The organism is Mesorhizobium sp. A556, from assembly GCF_054489545.1.
On sequence record NZ_JBTMXA010000020.1, the window covers coordinates 16,055 to 36,117 of the forward strand.

The following is a 20,063-nucleotide window of genomic DNA, read 5'->3' on the forward strand; positions in this document are numbered from 1 at the left end:
TGCTGTATCGTGCTTACCGATAACCGATACTGGCTTTCGGGCGGATGCCGCAGGAACAGTGTTGCAATTATCGGATTGTTAGCAAAGTGCTCCAGCCGTTTCAATCGCACACGTGGCCCTTGGGAGAATCGTGCCGTCTCCGGCCGTCGCCGGAGCATGATCGGGCGGATGCCTGCCGGCGAAACCGAAAGATCGCCACGTTTTCAGGCGTACCTGCCGCCGATCTGCCATCGCTCCTGGCTTCCGTCCGGATGGAGGGCGTTGTAGCCGGCATAAAGATTCACGGTCGGGTCGCAATGCGTGGCTTCCAGCAGGATCCGGCTGCCCAGCGCGGGAGCGGCCATGCCGTCCTTCAAAGCCAGGATCCCATGCTCGTCACCGGCAAACCGGTATTCGGCCCCGTCTCCAATGCCGAGCATCAGCTTCGGAACAGGCCCGTTCTGCGCGAATGCCTTCACCCCCGCATCGATGGTCACCTGCCCGTCCTTGTTGACGGAGACGACGGTCGCCAGCACGAACAGACTCTTTTCGAAGCCGAGGCCCTCGCCTGCGTGGCCGAGCAGCCGCGCATAGTCGGCGTCCATGAAGAGGTAGGAGCCGACCTGAAGTTCGCTGAAGGGACCGTCGGTGTCGTAGACGCTGGTGCCCGTGCCGCTCCCGGTGATGCAGTCGACGGCCAGCCCCTCACGACGCACAGCATCCGCGCAGCGCCGCAAATGTTCGGCCACGTCCCTTGCCGCCTCCCTTCGCGCTTGCACGTCGACGATATGCTGGGCTTGGCCGGCAAATCCCTGAATGCCGGCGAAAACCAGATTTTCCGCGCTTTCGATCACCTTTGCCGCCGCGACACACGCGGCGATGTCGGCTACCCCGGCCCGGTTCTGGCCGACATCTATATCCACAAGCACCTTCAACCTGCCGCCCGCCCTGGCCATCGCCGCGTCGACAAGCGCCACCTGATCGGGATGATCCACGACCACTGCGATCTCCGCGTGCCGGCTGGCCGCCGCGATCAGGTCGCACTTCAACGCGTCCGCGACCGGCGAAGTCAGGAGGATGTCGTTGAACCCGCACTCGACCAGATGGCGAAGCTCGGCCACAGTGGCGCAGGCAAGGCCCGCCGCCCCGGCTGCCAACTGGCGGCGGGCGATGTCGGCGCATTTATGCGTCTTGATGTGAGGCCGCAGCAACACCCCCGCCGAACGTGCCCGTTCCGCCATGGCGGCGATATTGCGATCCAGTGCCGCCACATCGACGACGAGAGCCGGCGTCGAAACCCCCGCCAGAGCGGCCGAACCCGGATCGGGGGCACTCATGCCGCGGCTCCCGCGAGCGTGTTGGTCGGGTGGCAGGCTGTACCCATCGCGATCAGACCTTCGGCATCACTTCTTCGGCGAACCACTGGCACTGCTCGTTGTATTCCTCGAGCGTGTTCACCGCGACCACCATCGCCGCGCAGTGATCGACCCCCATCTCCTTCAATTCCCCGATCTTGTCGATGACCGTCTGCGCAGAGCCGACGAGATTGGCCGACACCTGATACTTCGGATCGCGACCGGTATAGGCGAGCGAGACGCGGTGCGCCACGAGCCCCGACTTCATATAGGTCGCCTCGGCTTCCTCCTGCGTACGGCCCAGCAGAACTGAGAACTGCGGTGCGATCTCGATGTCGGACGGGTTCCGGCCAAGTTCTTCCGCCCGGGTGCGGATCATCTCAATGCGTTCCTTGATCTCGTGGAAGGGACGCCAGCCCGGGAGCCAGCCTTGACCGTATTTCGCGGCGCGTTCGACCGACTGCATGTTGTGGCCGCCTAGATAGAGCGGAAACGGGTTCTGCTTCGGCTTCGGCGCCATCTCCAGTTCCGTGAAGGAATAGTACTTGCCGTCATGGGTCGCCGACTTCTCGGTGATGAGCTTGTTGAAGGCCGCGATGCCTTCCTCGAACATGTCGCCGCGATGGGCGCCCGGTATGCTATTGCCCTTCCATGCCTCAAACTCCTCGCGATAGGCGCCGAGACCGATCGCCATGGAGAAACGACCGTTCGATAGCTGGTCGATCGTGGCCACCTGTTTGGCCAGATAGACCGGATCGCGCATGGTCAGCACCAAAAGGGCCGTTCCCACCCGCAGCTTCTCGGTCGCCTGTGCGATCATCGCCATGGTGATCAGCGGTTCGTAGAAGTTCGGGACCTGTCCGGGATAGATTTCGCGGACGTAATGCTGGGTGGTGATGTGGTCGTTGCCCCACACACCATAATATCCAAGCTTCTCACAAAGCTTCGCCGTTTCCACGAGATCCTGCCCCGTACAGAAATCGATGGGATACGCCAGGCCCTCGTAGCCGGTGGACAGGCAGACTGAAAACTTCATTGGATTGCTCCTTCAAAGGCCGCAGGCTAATGCGACCTGGCTCTCTCGGATGATATCGGGGAAGACAGATCCTTGCCGTGCGCTGCGGCGACCGATTGCAGCACGCTGTCCATATCGGCTTGGACGCCCAGCACCTGGTTGCCGGGTTCTTCTGTGGAGTGCGCTTCCTTCAGCCCGCCGGCCGTCAGCAGGCACACCACATTGTCCCGTTCGCCGATAACGCCCTGGCGGGACAGATGTTCGACGGCCACGAGGGTCGCGCTTGCGGCGGTCTCGAGATGAACCCCCTCGCAGCGCGCGATCCGGCACCGTGCCTGTGCTAGCTCGTCCTCGCTCGTGCGCACCGGGCGCCCGTTCGTCTTACGCAAGACGGTCAGCGACTGGAACGTTCCCTGTGGGGAGGTGATCGAACTGGCCGCCGTCTGGTAGGGCTGGGGCATTGCTGGAAGCGTATCCGCGCCCGTCCGGAACGCTTCGGTCAGCGATCCGTAGATCTCGGCGGCCACGAAACGCGGCAAGCTGTCGATCCAGCCCAGAGCTATCAGCTCCGTGAAGCCCTTCCATATTCCGTACAGTGCATCGCCATAGCACACCGGCAGCACGACCCAATCGGGCGCGACCCAGCCAAGGTCTTCGCAAAGTTCATAAGCGAGCGACTTGTAGCCCTCTATGCCAAACGGATTGGACCCGACCGGAGGGCCGAAGAAGGGCGATGTCGGAAACCATCCGAACCGCTCGACGCCTTCGCTGATGAGTGTCCAGCGATCGGGCTTGGAGGGCACCGAAAGAACCGTCGCCCCATATGCAAGCATCTGGGAGATCATCGGTCCCGTGGTCGCACCGGCGGTGAATACGACGCAATCCAGGCCCGCCTTCGCGGCGTAGGCCGCAACGGCCGCCCCGGCATTCCCGGTCGAACTGGATGCGATCACCTTCGCTCCGAAGAGGTTCGTCGCGGCCGATATGGCGCTGGAGGCCAGTCGATCCTTGAACGAGCCGGTCGGATTGAAAAATTCGCACTTGCCGAAGAGATTGGCGAGCCCCAATTCGCTGCCGATCCTGTCCAGCCGGATCAGCGGGGTCAGGCCCTCGCCAAGGGTGACGGCGTGGGAGGCGTCGACGGGTAGGCTGTGATCGTAGCGCCACATCGAACGCGGGCCGCGGGCGATGCCGTCACGGGTCACACCCTCCAGCGGGTTCGTCGCGTAGGCGACCGTCAGTGCGGAGGGCAGGCCGGGACCGCATCTTTCGCATTGCCTAGCGAAATGGCTGGCAGGATAATCGGTGCCGCAGCGAATGCAGGCAAGCCCTGTGTCGATCATGGCTCGATGATCCGCAAGGCTCCATCCGTCGACATCAGGGTCTCGGCGCCATCGGCCGTGACGACAAGCATATCCTCCACCTGCAGGCCGGCAAAGCCGAGCTCGTAGTAGGGCGTCTCGACACACACGACCATGCCTTCCTCGAGCGTGGCCTGGTCGCCGGGTGCGATATTGGGATAGTCGTAGCCGTCGATGCCGATGCCATGACCGACATGGTTGCGCTTGTAGTGGGGGATGCCCTCGGCGCGCACCGTATCCATGACCGACGAAAACACGTCGCAGATGCGCAAGCCCGGACGCACGAGTTCGTGGGCGCGCATGACGCCTTTATGCAGTGCGCCGTGATAGCGGCGGATCCTCGCGCCCGGCTCGCCGAAGAAACCGCAGCGCGAGATGTCGGAGCGGTAGTGCCTGTAGCGGCCGCCGACATCGAAGCGGATCGCGTCTCCGATGGCCAGAGCCCGCTCGGAAGGCTGTACGTTGCTCATGGCGCTGCGTTCGCCGAAACCGATGCAGATCGAAACCGGCAGGCCGTCATTGCTTACTGTCGTGCGGTTGAATTCACGCATGAAATCGAGCTCGGTCACACCGGCGGCCGCGATGCCCATCGCCGCGTCGATCGACATTTCGCCGATCCGGGCAGCTTGCCTGAGGCGCCTGATCTCTTCAGGCGTCTTGATCGCACGCACCTTTTGCAACAGCGATGCGGCGCGTACGAATTCGGCATCGGGAAGGGCCTGCCGGAGCTGGTCGAAATTTTGCGGCGTGATGGAGACTTCATCGATCCCGAGTGTCGCCCGCTCCAGTCTGTTGTCACGGATAGCAGCGACAAGTGCCTCGACCGGGCCGGGATATTCAGGGCCTTCCATCAGCCCGAGCTGGGCAATGTCCTTGTCGTTCAGGTCGGCTTCGGCGTCCCGGTCGAGCTGGAAGAAGCCGTAGCGGCGAACGGCCTTCACCCATGGCTCCTGATCGGCAATCAGGTCGACCAGACCGCTGCTTGTGACAATCGACGGTTCACCTTTCCCGCGCCCCGGCGCAAGCACGTACGTCTGGGGCGTTCGCCGGGCCCATTGGGTCATTGCCCAGAACCCAGACAGGTAGACCACGTTCTCCGCCGAGGTCCCGACCATTGCGTCCAGACCGCTCTCTTCCATCACTGCGAATAATCGGTCGAAATTGGTAAGAATCGAGCCTGACAAAATACGATGTTCCTATAATCGATACAGCGTACTAATTTATTGTCATGGCGCCTCTTTGTCAATTCGCCGAAATCCCGGCGTCAAAGCAAGGCACAAACACCTCCTGGCGACACGTCCTCTTCCAGCCACCGATCGATGGTAGCAATGAACGCATCCAGCTTCGGCCGCCGTATTGGTGACTGGCGTCGATAGACAGGCGGGGTCGAATACGGAAGCATCTGGCGCACGCTGTCGCGCGATACATGCTCGCCACGCTGGCTGCGGGCCAGGTTCTGCTGGCCGACCGTGCTTATGACAGCGATGCGCTGCATGCCAGATGGCCGCGCGCGGCGCCATCGCCAACATCCGCCTAATGCCGACGCGCAAACGCTTCCCCGCCTTCGACAGGGAACTCTATCGCAAGCGCAACCTGGTCGAGCGTTTCTTCAACAAGCTCAAACAGTTCCGCGCCGTGGCCACACGCTATGACAGGGGTCGCCATGAGGCGTTCGTTCGCGCTGTCTCCAAAGCGTTGGGTTGAGTCCTGTCGCCCGAATGCGCAGGCGGTGCATTATGCTGCCTTGCCGTCAAGCACCGTCGCCCGCCGCTTTATGCGGCGTCAGCTGCTCGTGCCAGATGGCCAAGAATATGGCTCACCAGCCTGCCGACCACGGTCGAAGTCATGTCATTGATATCGGCTTTCGGCTGGAACTCCACGATCGAGAAGCCGGCAAGCCGCCTCCTGTGCATCGCCGCCCCTATGAGAGCCGTCATTTCTTGAAAGGTAAAACCGCCTGGCGACAGGGCATTCACACCCGGGCAGATGCTGGGGTCTATCGCATCGCAATCGATATGTATCAGCAGCGGCAAGTCCGGTGGAAGCATATCCACCAGCGCCGCCGCGTCGCCGCGACGCGCCTCGGCAACAGTGACGATGCGCGAGCCCCAGGCCAAGGCCGTCTCGACCTCCTCGCGGCGCGCGCTGCCGACCGCCCGGATACCAAGCTGGGTCATTGACGCCACACAACTCAGCTCCGAAGCACGTCGCATGGTGCTGGAGTAGCCTAATTGTTCACCGCCTATTTCGTCGCGCCAGTCGATATGGGCATCAATCTGCAACAGGTGTAGCCGCTCGCGATGATCGAACGCGCGCATGAAAGGAATGGCAACGGAATCGTCGCCTCCGATCAGGATCGGCACGGCTCCCTCAGCCAGGATGGCGCGTGTGACGGATTCAATATTGCGCCTGTTGCCCGCGGCATCGCTATGCGCAGTCATGACGTCGCCGAGATCGAAGGCCCGCAGTTTCCCGTCCAGGAGAGGTCCGCCGAAATCGAAATCCCAATGGTCGATATGCACGGATGCCGCAGTGATAGCGCGGCGCACTGCGTCTGGTCCCGTCTCGACCGCGCTTTCGTCGGCAGAGGAGACATAGGGCGTACCATGAACGGCACCAAAGATGGCGACTGATCCCTTAGTGGGTCCTGTAGCCGCTGGTACTCCAAGGAAAGTCTGCGGACTTGGGACAAGCAGATCGGCAAATGTTTTATCGGGGATGCTGTTCATCGGGGTAGCTAGAATGCCGTGAGCCGCACTGTCAATGCGAACCCGACCGAGTGGCAGCGTTCGGGATGACCCCGAGAATTTTATCGGAAAGTACGGCGTGCCGACCACGATATTCGTGTGCGGTGACGTGTCCGATATGGAGTGAATCGATGACATCGGCATTCGACCGGTGAGTTCAACCGGTCAGCCGAACTCCATCACCTCAATCGGAATGCGTAAATGGGCTCATGTCGGTCAAACGTCATGACCATTGGTATAATGGCTGCGTCTCGGCAAAACTGGCAGGCTCAAGGCGAAGCCGATGGACGGCTGGCGCTATTTCAAGCTTGATCCGCACCGGGACCTCCTGATTGGCCGGGTTGCAGAGAAAGACGATATCACCATGCCGGAACTAGCGGCCGAACTGGCCGAGCGCGGCACGGTGGTAGCGCCGTCGTCAATCTCACGGTGGCTGATCCGCAACGGCTACCGCTTCAAAAAACTGCCGGCCAGCGGACAGAGCCGCCCCGACGTCGCAGCCGCTTGCACTCGTCGCAATGGTAAAGGTCGGGAAGCGACCCAGAGAACCCGTACACAAATACACGTCAGCGGCTTTGTTCAATCCTGAGGTCTTTAATCGCGACAAGCAGCTTACTCGCATGTCGAGTGTTGGGACAGTCGGCCGAACCCGCCAGAACTATGCTACTTTGAAAAACTTCAACGCTTGCTCATTAAGCACCGCCCCCAGCCCCGGTTTGGTTGGCTTTTCGATGACGCCGTTGTTGAAGGTGAAGCCATCCTCCGCCAGTTCCTTGCGCAACGCATCGACACAGAGGCTGGGCGGCAGGTACTCGATAAAGCGGCAATGGGCGGTATTGAACGCCAGATGCGCGGTGGCGGTCACCGAAATACCCGTCTTCCAGCAGTGCGGCACAATGATGCGGCCGCGCTCGGCCGCCATGTCGCAGACCGCCTTGGCTTCGCCGAACCCGCCAACGCGGCCTATATCGGGCTGGGCCACATCTACCTTGCCGCGATCCATCAATTCCTCGAATTCGTAGCGCGTTGCCTGCCATTCGCCGGCCGCGATCGGCATGGGCGCTTCATCATGCAGGCGGCCATAGTCGTCGAGCTTATCGATCCAGAGCGGGGTTTCGAGGAAGAAAATGTCGAACTCCGCCCAATCCTTGATCGTGCGCAGCGCGGTTTCGGCATCGGGCCACATATATTGCACATCGATCATCAGGGCGATGTCCTTGCCCAGCGTCTTGCGGACCGCTTCCACGACCTTGGTGTGCTTTTCATAGGGTTCACGCATGCCGTCATGCGCGTAGGGGCCGTTCATCGTGACCTCGGCTTTTACAGCCTTGAACCCTAGGCCCTTGGCGCGCTCGGCCCAGATGCACAGCGAATCGCGGTATTCCTCCCAGTGATTGCCGCTGGGCTGGAGCGAGGCGTAGGGGATGACCTCTGCCTGTTCGGCTCCTCCCAGAAGCTCGAAGATCGGCTTTCCCTCGACCTTGCCGCGTATGTCCCATAGCGCCATGTCGACGGCGCCTATGGCGTGTATCACCGCGCCGCGCCGCCCATTCATCGCCGTTCCGACATACATCTTGCGCCATAGCTCTTCAGTCTGCAGCGGATCGGCGCCTATTAGCATATCCTTGATACCCAACCCCATCGTGTGGGTTCCGGGAGCCTCGATACAGGCCTTGGCTATCCAGGGGTTGACGTCGGATTCGCCAAGTCCGGAAATGCCCTCGTCTGTGCGAATGATAACGATGAAGCTGTCCTGGGCAGATGAGGTGCTTCCCGTGCTCATATCCGGGGCAAGCAGAACATGGCACTCAATATCTATGATCTTCATGATGCATTCCTTATGGGCAATTGATGGATGGCTAGACCGAATGGGCGGAGCTTCCGTCCCAGCCGAGATGGCGAAGGAAATCGCGTGTCCGCGCTACCGTGGGCGCCTCGAACACCTGGTGCGGCGAACCGGTTTCGATGATCCGTCCCTTGTCGAACACGGCGACCCTGTGCGCCACCCTTGCGGCAAACGTCATTTCGTGGGTCACCACCACCATGGTCATGCCCTCGTCAGCCAATCGCTTCATGACGCTTAGCACTTCGCCGATGGTTTCCGGGTCGAGCGCCGAGGTAGGTTCGTCGAACAGCATCATGTCCGGGCGCATGGCCAGCGCCCGCGCGATCGCGACCCGCTGCTGCTGGCCTCCCGACAATTGTGCCGGATGGACATCGGCCTTGTCGGCCAGACCGACCTTGGCCAAAAGCTCGTCGGCGCGGTCATTGGCGTCTTGCCGCGACAGCTTGAGAATCTTGTGGGGGCCGACAGATACGTTGGCGCGCGCCGTCATGTGCGGGAACAGTTCGAAACTCTGAAACACCATGCCCATGCGCTGGCGTACCTTTCGTATGTCGGTTCGCGGGCCATGCACGTCGATTCCCTCGAAGATAACCGTACCGCCGTCGATGGAATCGAGAGCGTTGATGGCGCGCAGCAGCGTCGACTTGCCGGACCCGCTCGGCCCGATCAGGCAAACGACCTCGCCACGGTTGACATCCAGGGATACTCCGTTCAGCGCCTGCACCGCGCCATAGCGCTTGGTGACGTCGACCAGTTCGACTATCGGAGTTGCCGGCACGCCCGTCATTCGCTCACCTTGAATTTGCGATGCACCCAGTCGGCGAGCTTTGCCTGCGGGTAGCCCATCAGCCAGTAGAGGACCGCCATCGCCGTCAGCACCTCCAGCACGCGGAAGCTTTGAGAGCGAAGTTGCAGGCCGACATAAGACAGTTCGGCGACCGCGATCACAGAAACCAGCGAAGTGTCTTTGAAAAGGGATACCCAGGTGCTGGCCAGGGCAGGCAGCACACGATGGATCGCTTGGGGGATGATGACGATCCTGAGCGCTTGCCACTCGCTCATCCCAAGCGCGAGGGCGGCATTGCGCTGGCCGGCGCGGATAGAATTGATGCCGGATCGGAACGTCTCGGAATTGAATGCCGAGACGTTGAGCGTCAGCGCGATCAGCCCGGTGGCAAACGCCGATGCCCGGAAATCGATCAGCACCGGAAGAACATAGAATACCCAGTAGACCTGCAGGATGATCGGCGTCGTGCGAAAAAACTCCACAAAGCCGGTTGCAAGCCCCCGCACCGGCGCCAGGCGGGACATACGCATCAACGTCAACATCATGCCGCCGGGTAGAGCCAGCGCCATGGTGGCAAAGGCCAGCATGATTGTGACCGCCGCCCCCTGCAGCAAAAGGGGCCAGTTGTCGGCTATCACGCTCCAATCGAATCTCATGACGCACCGAGATGGGCGATACGCCGATACCAATGGTCGACCGCGCGCGCCACGGGCCAGCTCATCACGAAATAAACGATCAGCGCCGCCGTAAACACTTCGAACGGTCGGTAGGTTTGTCCGATCACGACCTGGCTTTGGCGCATCAATTCCGGAACCGCGATGACAGAGGCCAGTGAACTGTCCTTAATCGTGATGACGAGCAAGGATCCGAACGTGGGCAGCATGCGGATCAAGGCCTGCGGCAACACGACGATGCGTATCGCCTGCATCCGGCTCATGCCAAGCGCCAGCGCCGCGCGGGTCTGACCTGGGCGGATCGACGTCAATCCGGCACGGACCAGTTCCGCCACGAACGCGCCAAGGTGAAGCCCCATGCCGACGACGGCGGCGATAAACGGGCTCATCGAGTATCCGCTTACCAGAGGCATTGCGAAAAAAATCCAGACCAGGATCACCAGAAGGGGAATGGAGCGCATCGTATCGACATAGATCGACAGCAGCGCATCGAGCCATCTGGGGCCATATGTTCGTGCGGTACCGACGACGAGCCCTACCGCCAGTCCAATAATGATGGTCAGGACGCTCAACCAGATGGTGATCAAAACACCATTGAGCAGGAAGCGCCAATAGCCGCCAAGGAAGGTGAAATCGAATTGCACGGGAAGCGGTTCCGGTTAGGAAAAAGGTGGCCGGATTGAAAGCCGGCCGCCATGTTCAGAACGATGCGCGGAATTAATCGCCCTTGATGACCCGGAATTCCTCGGCTTCGACTTGCGGCTGGACTTCGGCAGCCACCGCCTGTAGCCAGGCCAGCAATTCGGGCTGGTTCTTGTCAATGGCGTGGCCTACCGGGGTCGCCATTTCCTGGCTGCGCAAACAGTCTGTGGGGAACACCACAAGACCGGGTACGGCTTTGTCCACCTCTGGCCATTTCGTATTATCGAAGGACACGATATCGGCTCGCTTTGACATGATTTCTTCAATTGGGGCGGTAGCGCCGGACCCTGTAACTCCATGCGCGACCATCTTGGGAAAGCGGACTGGCACCCAAGTCTCAAGTGGGGTGCCGGTGAAGTAGGCCATCGTGATGTCGGGCGAGTTGAGATCATCCACCGACTTGATGTCGGCCAGCTTCGGGTTCGACTTCAACCCGACCATGCACAGGCTGGATTTTGAGTAGACGATAAAATCCACCACCTTTTTGCGGGCGTCCGTGATGGATAGCGGCGCAATGGTAATGTCTATCTGTCCGGTCGCCAGGATCGGCACCTTGGTCTCATGGCTGACCGGAACGGTCTCGAGTGTGACGCCCAGGCGCTTGGCATATTCCTTGGCCAGCAGCCATGACGGCCCGCTGAAGGGTTCGCCCGAACCGCTGGTATTTTCGATCAGCCACGGCAATTCGCCGAGAACTCCTACCTTGAGCGTGCCGCGTGCCTTGATGGCGTCGATACGGCTGCTCACTCCGGGTGCGGGCACATCCGTCCCTGCCGCGGAAGCCGCGTTGGCTGCCAACATGGCGCCGATTGCGAAAATGCCGGCGGCTATGCCGCCCAATATTCTGGATTTCATCTCATCCTCCCAACGGCTCGCACCGAATTCACGAGATCGGACCGATCCTGCCGGATGAGCCAGTCCGGTTAGGAAAAGTTTGCATAGGTGCCGGAGTTTGGTCAAGCAAATTGTATTAATGTAGCCAAACTAATTGTATTCAATCCTAGATGCGCTATTTTGACAGGCAAACAGCGCTATGCTTATGCAATGGCGCCAATGCCGAGGCTGGGTGAATCATGGACCGTGCCGTCAGAACTGAATTGACCTTGCAGCGGCGAAAGAACCTCGCCGAGCAAATATCAGACACGTTGGTTGAGGCGATCGGACTTGGCGTGCTCAAACCCAGCGAACGCATTGTCGAGGCCGAGATAGCGGCCCGCTTCAAGGTCAGCCGGGTGCCGGTTCGCGAGGCGCTCAAAATTCTCGTTACGCAAGGCATTCTGGAGGGAGAACCCCATAAGGGGCTTCATGTAATTGCCATCGACGACACCACGATTGATCGAATCTGCGAAGCGCGGCTTGCCGTGGAAGTCATCGCGGTCAAAACCCTGATGGCTGTGCCGGAATTGATGGCACAACTGGACGAAAGCCTGGTCCAGCGTATCGCCGACATGGCGACGCAGGTTTCACGAAACGACCTCACCGGTGTCAATCAGGCCGATATTGCCTTTCACGCGGATCTTTGCTTAATTTCGAACAATCGCATTGTCTGGACGCTGTGGCAGGCGATCGCGCGCCATGTCTGGATCGTTTTTGGGCGCGAGATTCTTTCCGAGAAAGCCATTTCCAATATCGTCCAAGAGCATGAAGAACTCCGGGCAGCAATTCTCTCGGGCGATGAGGAGCGAGGCGTGCGTGCGCTTCAAGAACATATCTTCAGACAACGAATGAGCCACAGATCTGCGCGCTGCGCGACCAAAGCTTCTTGAAAGAAAATCATCCGGGTTCGGAGCGGAGCTTGGAATGGTGCCCGCAAGGTTGACGCCAAACGAGCCGTGAAGCTATGTCAAGTTTGGGGCCGGAAGCGGTCAGACAGCTTCTGGCTTAGAAGAAACGATGGCGGACATTAGCCGGGGCTAAGTACAGCCGCGGAACCGCCATCGGGTCGAGCACCATTATCCATTTCTACAGGTCGGCGACAATCGCGCTTAATTCTTTAGATCAGAGTAGCTCCACCATCCACACCACCGATTGCCCGGTGGTGTATTCCCATTGTGGACGACGCTGCCCGAACCGCCTCGCTTCACCCGCCCCCCTCGACCCGAGACTACTTCCAGATCGGGTTCGACCAAGCGCTGCGGCCGGTGTCGTCTGTGACGATGACACGCAACCAGGGGCTCTTTTCCAGGGGCGCCAGCGAAACGCCGGTGCGTGTCATCGAGATGCCGCTGCTAAAGTTCATCAGATAGCCCTGACCGGCGACCAGCACGCGCGATGCCGGTGAGCAGCGCACCTCGACGCGGTCGGCCGTCACGTCGATATCATCAATGCGCGGACCCTGCGTCGAGTAGAATTGCCCGGCCTTGAGCGCTTCGAGAATATGTTCGGGACCGTTGGTTTTGGCCTTCAGTTCGATCCAGCCGCCGCCGAAATCGGCCGCCTTGAAATGCGCGTCGTCGCAGGCATAGGTGGTCAGGCGATGGCCCTTGTCGAGCAGGCCGTCAAGTAGATAGGCACCATGGCCCTTGTCGTGCATGACCTGGCAGCCGTGGTTGTAGATTTCCACCGAATGAGCGGCATCGACAAGCGTCTCGGCATCGCCGAGCGACAGGCTGTACCAGCCTGGATGGGCGATGCCGACGAAGGCGCCGGCAGCCTTGGCGCGTCGGGCAAGTGCGGGGCCGTCCTCGTCCGCTGTGGTCGGCGCGAAATCGAGCGGCAAGCCGACGGCGACTAGGTGCCAGAGTTCGCTCACTTCGGTGCGCGGTGCGTGGATCTCCGCCCCCAGCAGCATGGTGAAATTCTCGTCGCTGAAGGCGCGCGTATCGGTGATCGGGAACTCGAACTGCTTCAGGAAGTGGTCTGTGATTGACAGGAAATCGTAGCCCGAATTGCGATAGGCCTTGATCACGTCTTCGACCGGAAGCGCCCCGTCCGAGCGCGTCGTGTGGGTATGGACATTGCCGCGCAGGAAGCGGCCGGGCATGGAAAATGGAGCGATGCTGCTCATGGTAGCGGTCCTTGTGTGGATGATAAAATCTAGGCGCTGACGCCTGCGGCAATGCCCGCCAGCCACGGCAGGGCGGCGAGTTGGTAGTGATCGGTAAGGATGCAATCGGCTCCCAGCGACAACAGGCGCTGGTCGTGGCCGGGCAGGATATGGCCGCCGCCGCAGAAGCCGATGACGTGCATGCCGGCAGCGCGGGCCGCGGTGACGCCGGTGACGCTGTCTTCGATCACCAGGCATCTTTCGGGCGGAATGCCGCCCATGGCCCTGGCCGCGTGCAGGAAGAGATCGGGCGCCGGCTTGCCGCGCGCGACATCGTCGGCGCTGAACACGCGACCCTCGACCAGCCGCGCGAGCCCCGTTGCGGCGAAGGTGCAGCGAAGGCGCTCATGACCACTATTGGACGCGACGCAGTAGGGTTGATCGAGGCCACGCAGCAATTCCACGATACCCGCGATTGGCTGCAATTGCGTGTTGAAAGCCTCGCCCAGCCGCTCGGCCAGTCGATCTTCGAAATCCGTTGGCAACGACACGGCATGGATTTCTTCGAGCTTGCGACGCGATGCAGTCGCATCGAGGCCGACCAGCGAGGCGATGGTCTCTTCGACCGACATGGTCAGCCCGATGGTGTCGAGCGTTTGGCTAGTTACCTGCGCGGCAAGGAGTTCGCTATCGACGAGCACGCCGTCGCAATCAAAAATCACAAGTTCTATCAAAGCATTGACCTGTTGAAAGGCCGCGCGCATTTTTTGCGCGCGGCTGTTTTGATGGGGTGAAACTTACTTCGGAAGCAGCGCGTTGGTTTCCTCGGTGATCTTGGCAACGCCGTCCTCAGGCGTCACGTCACCGCTCATCACCTGGCCGATGAGATCCCGCTGCGTGCGCCAGATCTTCACGCCATTGGTGCCGGGATAACCGCCCCAGGGAGCCGCACGGGAAATCTGCTTGATGCTGGTGTACCAGTTCGGGTTCTCGTCATAGAATTTGCCGAGATATTCGGGTGCAAGTGCTGTCTTGTTGGTCGGCATGTAGCCCGAGCCGAGAACGGCGATCGTCTGGCCTTCGGCGCTGGTCGCGAACTTGATATACTCCCAGGCCGCGTCCTGCTTTGCCTTGTCCTTGGCGAGGATCATCATGCCGTTACCGCCGGTCGGCACCACGCCCTTTTCAAGGTTCGAAACCGGATAGGTCGAAGACATCAGTTGGAAGCGGCTGCCGATCAGATCGGAGAAACCGCGCGCGCTGTTCGGCGAGGCGAAGATGATGCCCAGCTTGCCGGCGGCGAACTGCTGGCGAGACTGCTCGTAGTCGCGCAGCACCATCTTGCCTTCGGTGACGAAGCTGCGGGCCAGCTTCAGGGCATTCAGGCCGGCGCCACCGTCGAAGGCGACGGTCTTGTTGTCGTCTTTCATGATCTGCTCGCCCTGCTGCAGGATCAGCGAGCGCCACAACCAGTCGTCCGGCCAGGCGTGGATGTCATAGGCGAAGCCATCGACATCACCGCCGAGTTCCTTGATCTTGGCACCGAGCGCGATCATGTCCGCCCAGTTGGCCGGGAAGTTTTCGGGATCGCCGCCAGCCTGCTTGACCAGATCGGCATTGTAGAAAACGACCGGCGTGGAGGCGTTGAAGCCGATGCCGTACAGCTTGCCGTCCACCTTGCCGAGATTGAGGATTGAAGGCTCGTAGTTGGTATTGACCCAGGCCTCGCCTTCCTTGGCGACGTAGTCATCGAGCGCGATGACCTGGCCCCGCTTTTCAAGCTGATGGACGACTTCCGGCAGCAAATGATAGCCGGAATGGTAGACATCGGGCAGCTTGTTGGTGATGGCTTCGCGCAGCAATGCCTGGTGCTGTTCGTCGTAACTCGGCAGCGCATTGCGGAACTTGATGACGATTTCCGGATGCTTCTTCATGAAGGCATCGGCAACCTGCTCGTGAAAGACGTTGTGGGCCGGCATGAAGTGCTCGACCTCGATGGTGATCGGATCGGCCTGGGCCGCGGACATGCCAAGCAGGGCGGCAGCGCTGACCAGCGCGGCCTGGGTGAGGGATTTCATTGGTTTCTCCTTGAGAATTTTGGATGTGTTGTGGTGGGTGGTTAGGGCAGTCGGCGTCGTGGGCCAGCCGATTCGGCCCGCAACGAAAGCTTCATTTCACTTCACGCCGGTCATCGTGACGCCTTGGACGAAATGACGTTGGGCAAACAGGAAAAGGATCGTCAGCGGCGCCGTCAGCAGGGTCGCGGCCGCCATCAGCGCGCCAAAACTGGAGCCTAGATCGCTGTCGCTGAAATACATCATGCCGAGCGGCGGCGGCGCGAGTTCCGGGCTGGTGACGACGATCAGCGGCCAATAGAGATCGTTCCAGTGCGCGGTGATCGAGAATACCGCGAAGGCCGCTATCGCCGGGACGGCGCTTGGCACCACCACGCGCCAGAGGATTTCCATCTCGCCCATGCCGTCCAGCCGGGCCGCGTGGACAATGTCGTCGGGAAAGGAGCGGAACACCTGGCGGAACAGGAATATAGCAAACACCGACAGGAAGAACGGCAGCATCAGCGAGAAGTAGCTGTCGAGCGTGCCGGTGAAGGCGAGGGCCATATAGAGTGGCAGCGCCGGCACCTGGACAGGAACGCAAAGCGCAAACAGCACCAGCGCGAACAGCAGCTTGCGTCCGCGAAACTCGTATTTCGCCAGGGCATAGGCGCAGGGGATGGCAGTCAGCAGTTGCACCGCAAGGATGCCGGCGCAGATAACCACGCCATTGGCCATGAAGCGCAGCAGCGGTGCCTTGGCAAAAGCCTCGCGAAAATTGTCGAACCCGACGAACGTCTGCGGCAGCCAATGGAAGGTCGGCGAAAATACTTCCTGCGACGGACGGAATGCGGTCAGCACCATCCAGTAGAAGGGGAACAGCATGGCAAAGGCGCAAGCCAGCAGGAAGACATGCATGGCGATCTGGGGCGGTGTCAGGCCGGCACGCGCGAAGAAGGAACCGGGGCGCGACATCAGTAATGAACCTTGCGTTCGAGCACCTTGGCCTGGACCAGCGACAGGAGCAGGATGATGCCGAGGAAAACGACGGTGATGGCCGAGGCGACGCCGATCCGCATGTATTGGAAGCCTTCGAGATAGTTGACGTAGAGCAGCACGTCGCTGGCACCTTGCGGGCCGCCCCGGGTCAGCACGGCAACCGTGTCGAACACCTTGAAAGCCGTGATCGAGGTGGTGATGATCACGAACATGGTGGTCGGCCCGAGCATGGGCAGGGTCACGGTGAAGAAGCGCTCGATCGGGTTGTCGATGCCATCGACGGCGGAAGCCTCGTAGAGTTCCTGCGGAATTGCGGTGAGACCGGCGGTGAACAGCACCATGTTGAAACCGGCCAGCGACCACACGCCGATGATGGCGAGTGCCGGCATCACCAGCGATGGATTGCCGAAGAACTCCATGGCCGGCAGGCCGATGGCCGTGAGCAGGTGGTTGACCGGGCCGATGGTGCCGTGGAGCAGGTATTTCCACACCGTCGCCATGGCGATCAGGGTCGAGGTCACCGGCAGGAAGAAGGCGATCTGGTAGAAGGTGCGACCGCGCTCCAGCCCGTTGACCATGACGGCGAGAACAAGACCGATGATGACCGAAGCAGGAACGACCAGCGCAACATAATAGAGCGTGTTGACTAGGGCGCGCCAAAAGGTCTTTTCCCCCCACAGCGTGGCGTAATTGTCGAGAGCGAGAAACGAAAAATCGAGCGAGCCAAGCTCATAATCTGTGAAGCTCATGGCGATCATCACGACGATCGGCGCCAGCATGGTGCCGATGAGCAGGATGATGGATGGGGTCGCGAACCAGTACGCGGTCGACGGCGCAATTTCGGCGCCGAGCCGGCGCCCTGCGGCGGGGACGCCCAAAGGGACCGAAAGAGCCATGGTTACGCGCTCAACAGCTTGCGGCCCGACGTATACGGAGACACGTATTCGGGTGCGGCAAGCGCCACATTCAGGGCCGCAAGCCGCTTGCCGTCTGCGTCGAACAGCAGGGCCGAGCTTGCCCGAGCACCAATCTTGAAGTTGTCTCCCAACCGGCCGCTTGTCTGCAGGGCCTCGAACAGGGCCGCGGAAACCGGGAGCGTCGCGTTCTTGTCGCTGCTGTCGTGGCGCACATGCAGCAGCACGTCATGGCCGAGGCGTTCGACCCGCTGCAGGCGTCCGTCGATGACGATATCGGACGTGCCGTCGTCGATGGTCAGGATTTCCGGGCGCAGGCCGACCGTCAGCGGGCCGCTTGCAGCAGCGCGCAGCGTCGTGCCGCGTCCGGCAATGGAGATGTGCCCCTGCAAGTCTGCCCGCGCCTGCAGAAGATTGATTTCTGGGCTCCCGATAAAACGGGCAACGCGAACATCCGCCGGGTTGGAATAGATTTCATGCGGCGTTGCGACCTGAACGATCTCGCCGTCCATCATCAAGGCGACGCGGCTCGACATGGTCATGGCTTCGACTTGGTCGTGCGTGACATAGATGAATGTCGCGCCAAGACGCCGGTGCAGGTCGGAGAGCTCGCCGCGCATGTGGACACGCAGCCGCGCGTCCAGATTGGAGAGCGGTTCGTCCATCAGGAAGACGCGCGGCTGACGCACCATGGCGCGGGCCAAAGCCACGCGCTGACGCTGGCCGCCCGAAAGCTGGGCGGGGCGGCGGTCGAGCAGCGCCTCGATCTCCACCTGCGCCGCCACCTGCCTCACCGCCTCGGCGATCTCGGTGCGGACGGCAGTCTGGCCCGGAGCGATGTTGCCGACAAGCGGCCAGCGCGCCAGGTTGCTCAAGCGGCGGACCTTCAACGGCGTGGCGATATTCTCGCGAACGCTCATATGCGGGTAGAGCGCATAGCTCTGGAAAACCATCGAGACGTCGCGCGCCTTGGGCAACAGATGATCGACGGGCGCGCCATCGATGCTGATCGTGCCGCCGTCCTGCGGGATCAGGCCGGCGATGATGCGCAGCAGGGTGGATTTTCCACAGCCAGAAGGACCGACAAGTGTGAGAAATTCGCCGGCGGCAACGTCGACGGAGACGCCCTTCAGCGTCTTGGTCGCGCCGAAACTCTTTTCGATCGAGGCAATGGATACGGTCGCCGACATGCTGTGTCCCTCTTGATTTCGAGGGGACCATGTCGGAGTTTTGTTTCAGCTAGATGACAAGAGTGGATTAAAACTCCGCTCGTGCGCTCGCCGCGCATTCACTCCGCGCCAATCGCGCCGGCCAGCGCTTCCACCACCAATATCTTGGCCGGCACTGCCGTCATCTCTCCGCCGATGGGCGGCGGATCGACGGCAACGGCCAACAGGACGGCATCCGCGTTCTGGGTAAGCGGACTGTTTTCCCGCCCGGTGATCGCCAAGGTGAACGCCCCCGCTGCCCGGGCGCCGCTGAGGAACCGCACGGTGTCCGGCGTCAGGCCCATCTCGGAAATGCCGATCGCCACGCAAGATGCGTCGAACCGCGTGATCACCTCATGGGCAAGCGTCGCGTCCTGAAATGCCTGGGCGATCAGGCCGACACGCATAAGCCGATAGGCCACCATTTCGGCAACGATACCCGAAACGCCGGAGCCGAAAATATCGATCCGCCGGCTCTTCTTCAGCTGGCGCGCCAAACGGAGCAACAATGCCGGATCGAGGTTTTGTGCCGTGCTGTTGATCGCGCTGCCGAGCCTGTTTGCCAGAGGTGTCAGGCCGCCAATGTCGGAAACCCTCTTGAGCCGCACACTCCGCTGACTTGCCAGTTCGGCCGTCAGGGCAATCTTGAGATCTCGATAGCCGGCATAACCGAGATGCTTGCAGAAGCGCACGACGCTGGCTTCGCCGCTCTGCGCCAGCACCGCAAGTTCCCCCAGGGAGGAACGAACGACCCTTTCCGGATTGTCGAGAATATACTTGCCGATGCGCGAAAGCGCATCCGGCATCCCGTCGATCGCCTTGCGCATGCGCGGAAGGCTCGGAGCGCCGAAAGTTTCAAGACTGTCTCCCGAAAGCGCTTTCAGTGGCATTGAGTCTTTCTGGCCTGTTGCAACAGCTGAATTGTGAAGCAGGGGGAGACTAGGCCGGCTGCGCCCTCGCGGCAAGAATTTGAAGTGCGCGACCAGGAATGGATTCGATCCGGCAGCAGGCCAATCGAAGGATCGTTGGCAGGATATGGGACCGCGCACAATCGGCTCGCAGATATCATCCTTGATTGCCGAACAGCCAACGGGCTCAAGACGCGCGCAACGCCATGCTATTGAGAGCGGCGCAGCCGAGGATCGATTGCAGGCTTTACTCGGGTTTTTTCGCTACGCAGAATGATAGGTAGATCGTCTATCCAGCTAAGTGTTGAAAAAATGGTATAGGGCTTGAACCTCCCACCACATCCGCGTGAAGGGAGCACTCCGCTCAGCCTGAAGCTTGTGGCAGCTTGTAGGGATTCGGACCGTGTCCTTGAACGCCTGAAATTGGGCGGTGAGTTCAACCGGTCATCGCAACACCTTCTGCAGCCTATCGGCCGGGGTCTCGAAGTCCAAGGTTTTTCGGGGTCGCTGATTGAGCCTCAGAGCGAC

The 20,063-nt window shown here is 60.9% G+C and carries 21 protein-coding genes; 3 read left to right on the top strand and 18 right to left on the bottom strand.

Annotated features, from left to right (window positions below; all coding sequences use genetic code 11):
- Window positions 1-203: 203 nt before the first annotated feature.
- The 5 genes from ACX3P0_RS23350 to ACX3P0_RS23370 form a co-directional block, all read right to left on the bottom strand.
- Window positions 204-1,316 carry an alanine racemase gene (locus tag ACX3P0_RS23350; RefSeq protein WP_459092365.1) on the bottom strand — a complete coding sequence of 371 codons (1,113 nt, stop codon included), beginning with the start codon at window positions 1,314-1,316 and terminating at the stop codon, window positions 204-206.
- Between the two features lie 52 nt (window positions 1,317-1,368).
- The gene (locus ACX3P0_RS23355; RefSeq protein ID WP_459092367.1) at window positions 1,369-2,370 is read right to left on the bottom strand and encodes an LLM class flavin-dependent oxidoreductase; all 1,002 of its coding nucleotides are present in this window, start codon (window positions 2,368-2,370) and stop codon (window positions 1,369-1,371) included.
- Window positions 2,371-2,396: 26 nt separating this feature from the next.
- Window positions 2,397-3,692: a pyridoxal-phosphate dependent enzyme gene (locus tag ACX3P0_RS23360; RefSeq protein WP_459092369.1), complete on the bottom strand. Its 1,296-nt coding sequence runs from the start codon at window positions 3,690-3,692 to the stop codon at window positions 2,397-2,399.
- Window positions 3,689-4,894, bottom strand: a complete 1,206-nt coding sequence (locus ACX3P0_RS23365; protein ID WP_459092371.1) for a M24 family metallopeptidase — start codon at window positions 4,892-4,894, stop codon at window positions 3,689-3,691. Before ACX3P0_RS23365 ends, ACX3P0_RS23360 begins: the two co-directional genes overlap by 4 nt.
- Before the next feature lie 80 nt (window positions 4,895-4,974).
- A complete protein-coding gene (locus tag ACX3P0_RS23370) occupies window positions 4,975-5,205 on the bottom strand; it encodes a hypothetical protein (protein WP_459092403.1) in 231 nt (76 codons plus the stop codon).
- A gap of 5 nt (window positions 5,206-5,210) precedes the next feature.
- On the opposite strand from ACX3P0_RS23370, the gene ACX3P0_RS23375 reads away from it, so the two are divergent.
- A complete protein-coding gene (locus ACX3P0_RS23375; RefSeq protein WP_459092405.1) occupies window positions 5,211-5,414 on the top strand; it encodes a hypothetical protein in 204 nt (67 codons plus the stop codon).
- Between the two features lie 68 nt (window positions 5,415-5,482).
- Here ACX3P0_RS23375 and ACX3P0_RS23380 read toward each other — a convergent pair whose 3' ends face one another.
- Window positions 5,483-6,439 (bottom strand): arginase family protein, encoded by a 957-nt coding sequence (locus ACX3P0_RS23380; RefSeq protein WP_459092373.1) that lies wholly within the window; start codon window positions 6,437-6,439, stop codon window positions 5,483-5,485.
- A gap of 301 nt (window positions 6,440-6,740) precedes the next feature.
- Here ACX3P0_RS23380 and ACX3P0_RS23385 point away from each other — a divergent pair, with 301 nt between their 5' ends.
- Complete coding sequence (locus tag ACX3P0_RS23385; protein ID WP_459092375.1) at window positions 6,741-7,046, top strand: hypothetical protein; 306 nt, start codon at window positions 6,741-6,743, stop codon at window positions 7,044-7,046.
- A 69-nt stretch (window positions 7,047-7,115) separates the two neighbouring features.
- On the opposite strand, the gene ACX3P0_RS23390 is transcribed toward ACX3P0_RS23385, so the two are convergent.
- The 5 genes from ACX3P0_RS23390 to ACX3P0_RS23410 form a co-directional block, all read right to left on the bottom strand.
- Window positions 7,116-8,285 (bottom strand): mandelate racemase/muconate lactonizing enzyme family protein, encoded by a 1,170-nt coding sequence (locus ACX3P0_RS23390; RefSeq protein ID WP_459092377.1) that lies wholly within the window; start codon window positions 8,283-8,285, stop codon window positions 7,116-7,118.
- 31 nt (window positions 8,286-8,316) lie between these two features.
- Window positions 8,317-9,090, bottom strand: coding sequence for an amino acid ABC transporter ATP-binding protein (locus tag ACX3P0_RS23395; protein ID WP_459092379.1), 774 nt, complete (start codon window positions 9,088-9,090; stop codon window positions 8,317-8,319).
- The gene (locus ACX3P0_RS23400) at window positions 9,087-9,746 is read right to left on the bottom strand and encodes an amino acid ABC transporter permease (protein ID WP_459092381.1); all 660 of its coding nucleotides are present in this window, start codon (window positions 9,744-9,746) and stop codon (window positions 9,087-9,089) included. The genes ACX3P0_RS23395 and ACX3P0_RS23400 overlap by 4 nt, the downstream gene beginning before the upstream one ends.
- Complete coding sequence (locus ACX3P0_RS23405) at window positions 9,743-10,408, bottom strand: amino acid ABC transporter permease (RefSeq protein WP_459092383.1); 666 nt, start codon at window positions 10,406-10,408, stop codon at window positions 9,743-9,745. The genes ACX3P0_RS23400 and ACX3P0_RS23405 overlap by 4 nt, the downstream gene beginning before the upstream one ends.
- Before the next feature lie 73 nt (window positions 10,409-10,481).
- Window positions 10,482-11,321, bottom strand: coding sequence for a transporter substrate-binding domain-containing protein (locus ACX3P0_RS23410; RefSeq protein WP_459092385.1), 840 nt, complete (start codon window positions 11,319-11,321; stop codon window positions 10,482-10,484).
- 218 nt (window positions 11,322-11,539) lie between these two features.
- Here ACX3P0_RS23410 and ACX3P0_RS23415 point away from each other — a divergent pair, with 218 nt between their 5' ends.
- Window positions 11,540-12,232 (top strand): GntR family transcriptional regulator, encoded by a 693-nt coding sequence (locus ACX3P0_RS23415; RefSeq protein WP_459092387.1) that lies wholly within the window; start codon window positions 11,540-11,542, stop codon window positions 12,230-12,232.
- Window positions 12,233-12,570: 338 nt separating this feature from the next.
- On the opposite strand, the gene ACX3P0_RS23420 is transcribed toward ACX3P0_RS23415, so the two are convergent.
- The 7 genes from ACX3P0_RS23420 to ACX3P0_RS23450 all read right to left on the bottom strand — a co-directional run bounded on the left by ACX3P0_RS23420 (window position 12,571) and on the right by ACX3P0_RS23450 (window position 19,517).
- Window positions 12,571-13,473, bottom strand: a complete 903-nt coding sequence (locus ACX3P0_RS23420; RefSeq protein WP_459092389.1) for a CehA/McbA family metallohydrolase — start codon at window positions 13,471-13,473, stop codon at window positions 12,571-12,573.
- Window positions 13,474-13,502: 29 nt separating this feature from the next.
- Complete coding sequence (locus tag ACX3P0_RS23425; RefSeq protein WP_459092391.1) at window positions 13,503-14,174, bottom strand: HAD family hydrolase; 672 nt, start codon at window positions 14,172-14,174, stop codon at window positions 13,503-13,505.
- A gap of 75 nt (window positions 14,175-14,249) precedes the next feature.
- Window positions 14,250-15,530, bottom strand: a complete 1,281-nt coding sequence (locus ACX3P0_RS23430; protein WP_459092393.1) for an ABC transporter substrate-binding protein — start codon at window positions 15,528-15,530, stop codon at window positions 14,250-14,252.
- 96 nt (window positions 15,531-15,626) lie between these two features.
- Entirely contained in the window at window positions 15,627-16,481 is an 855-nt protein-coding gene (locus ACX3P0_RS23435; protein ID WP_459092395.1) for a carbohydrate ABC transporter permease, read from the bottom strand.
- Complete coding sequence (locus ACX3P0_RS23440; protein ID WP_459092397.1) at window positions 16,481-17,401, bottom strand: carbohydrate ABC transporter permease; 921 nt, start codon at window positions 17,399-17,401, stop codon at window positions 16,481-16,483. The genes ACX3P0_RS23435 and ACX3P0_RS23440 overlap by 1 nt, the downstream gene beginning before the upstream one ends.
- Window positions 17,402-17,403: 2 nt before the next feature.
- Window positions 17,404-18,609, bottom strand: coding sequence for an ABC transporter ATP-binding protein (locus ACX3P0_RS23445; protein ID WP_459092399.1), 1,206 nt, complete (start codon window positions 18,607-18,609; stop codon window positions 17,404-17,406).
- A gap of 98 nt (window positions 18,610-18,707) precedes the next feature.
- A complete protein-coding gene (locus ACX3P0_RS23450) occupies window positions 18,708-19,517 on the bottom strand; it encodes a MurR/RpiR family transcriptional regulator (protein ID WP_459092401.1) in 810 nt (269 codons plus the stop codon).
- Between the last annotated feature and the right edge of the window lie 546 nt (window positions 19,518-20,063).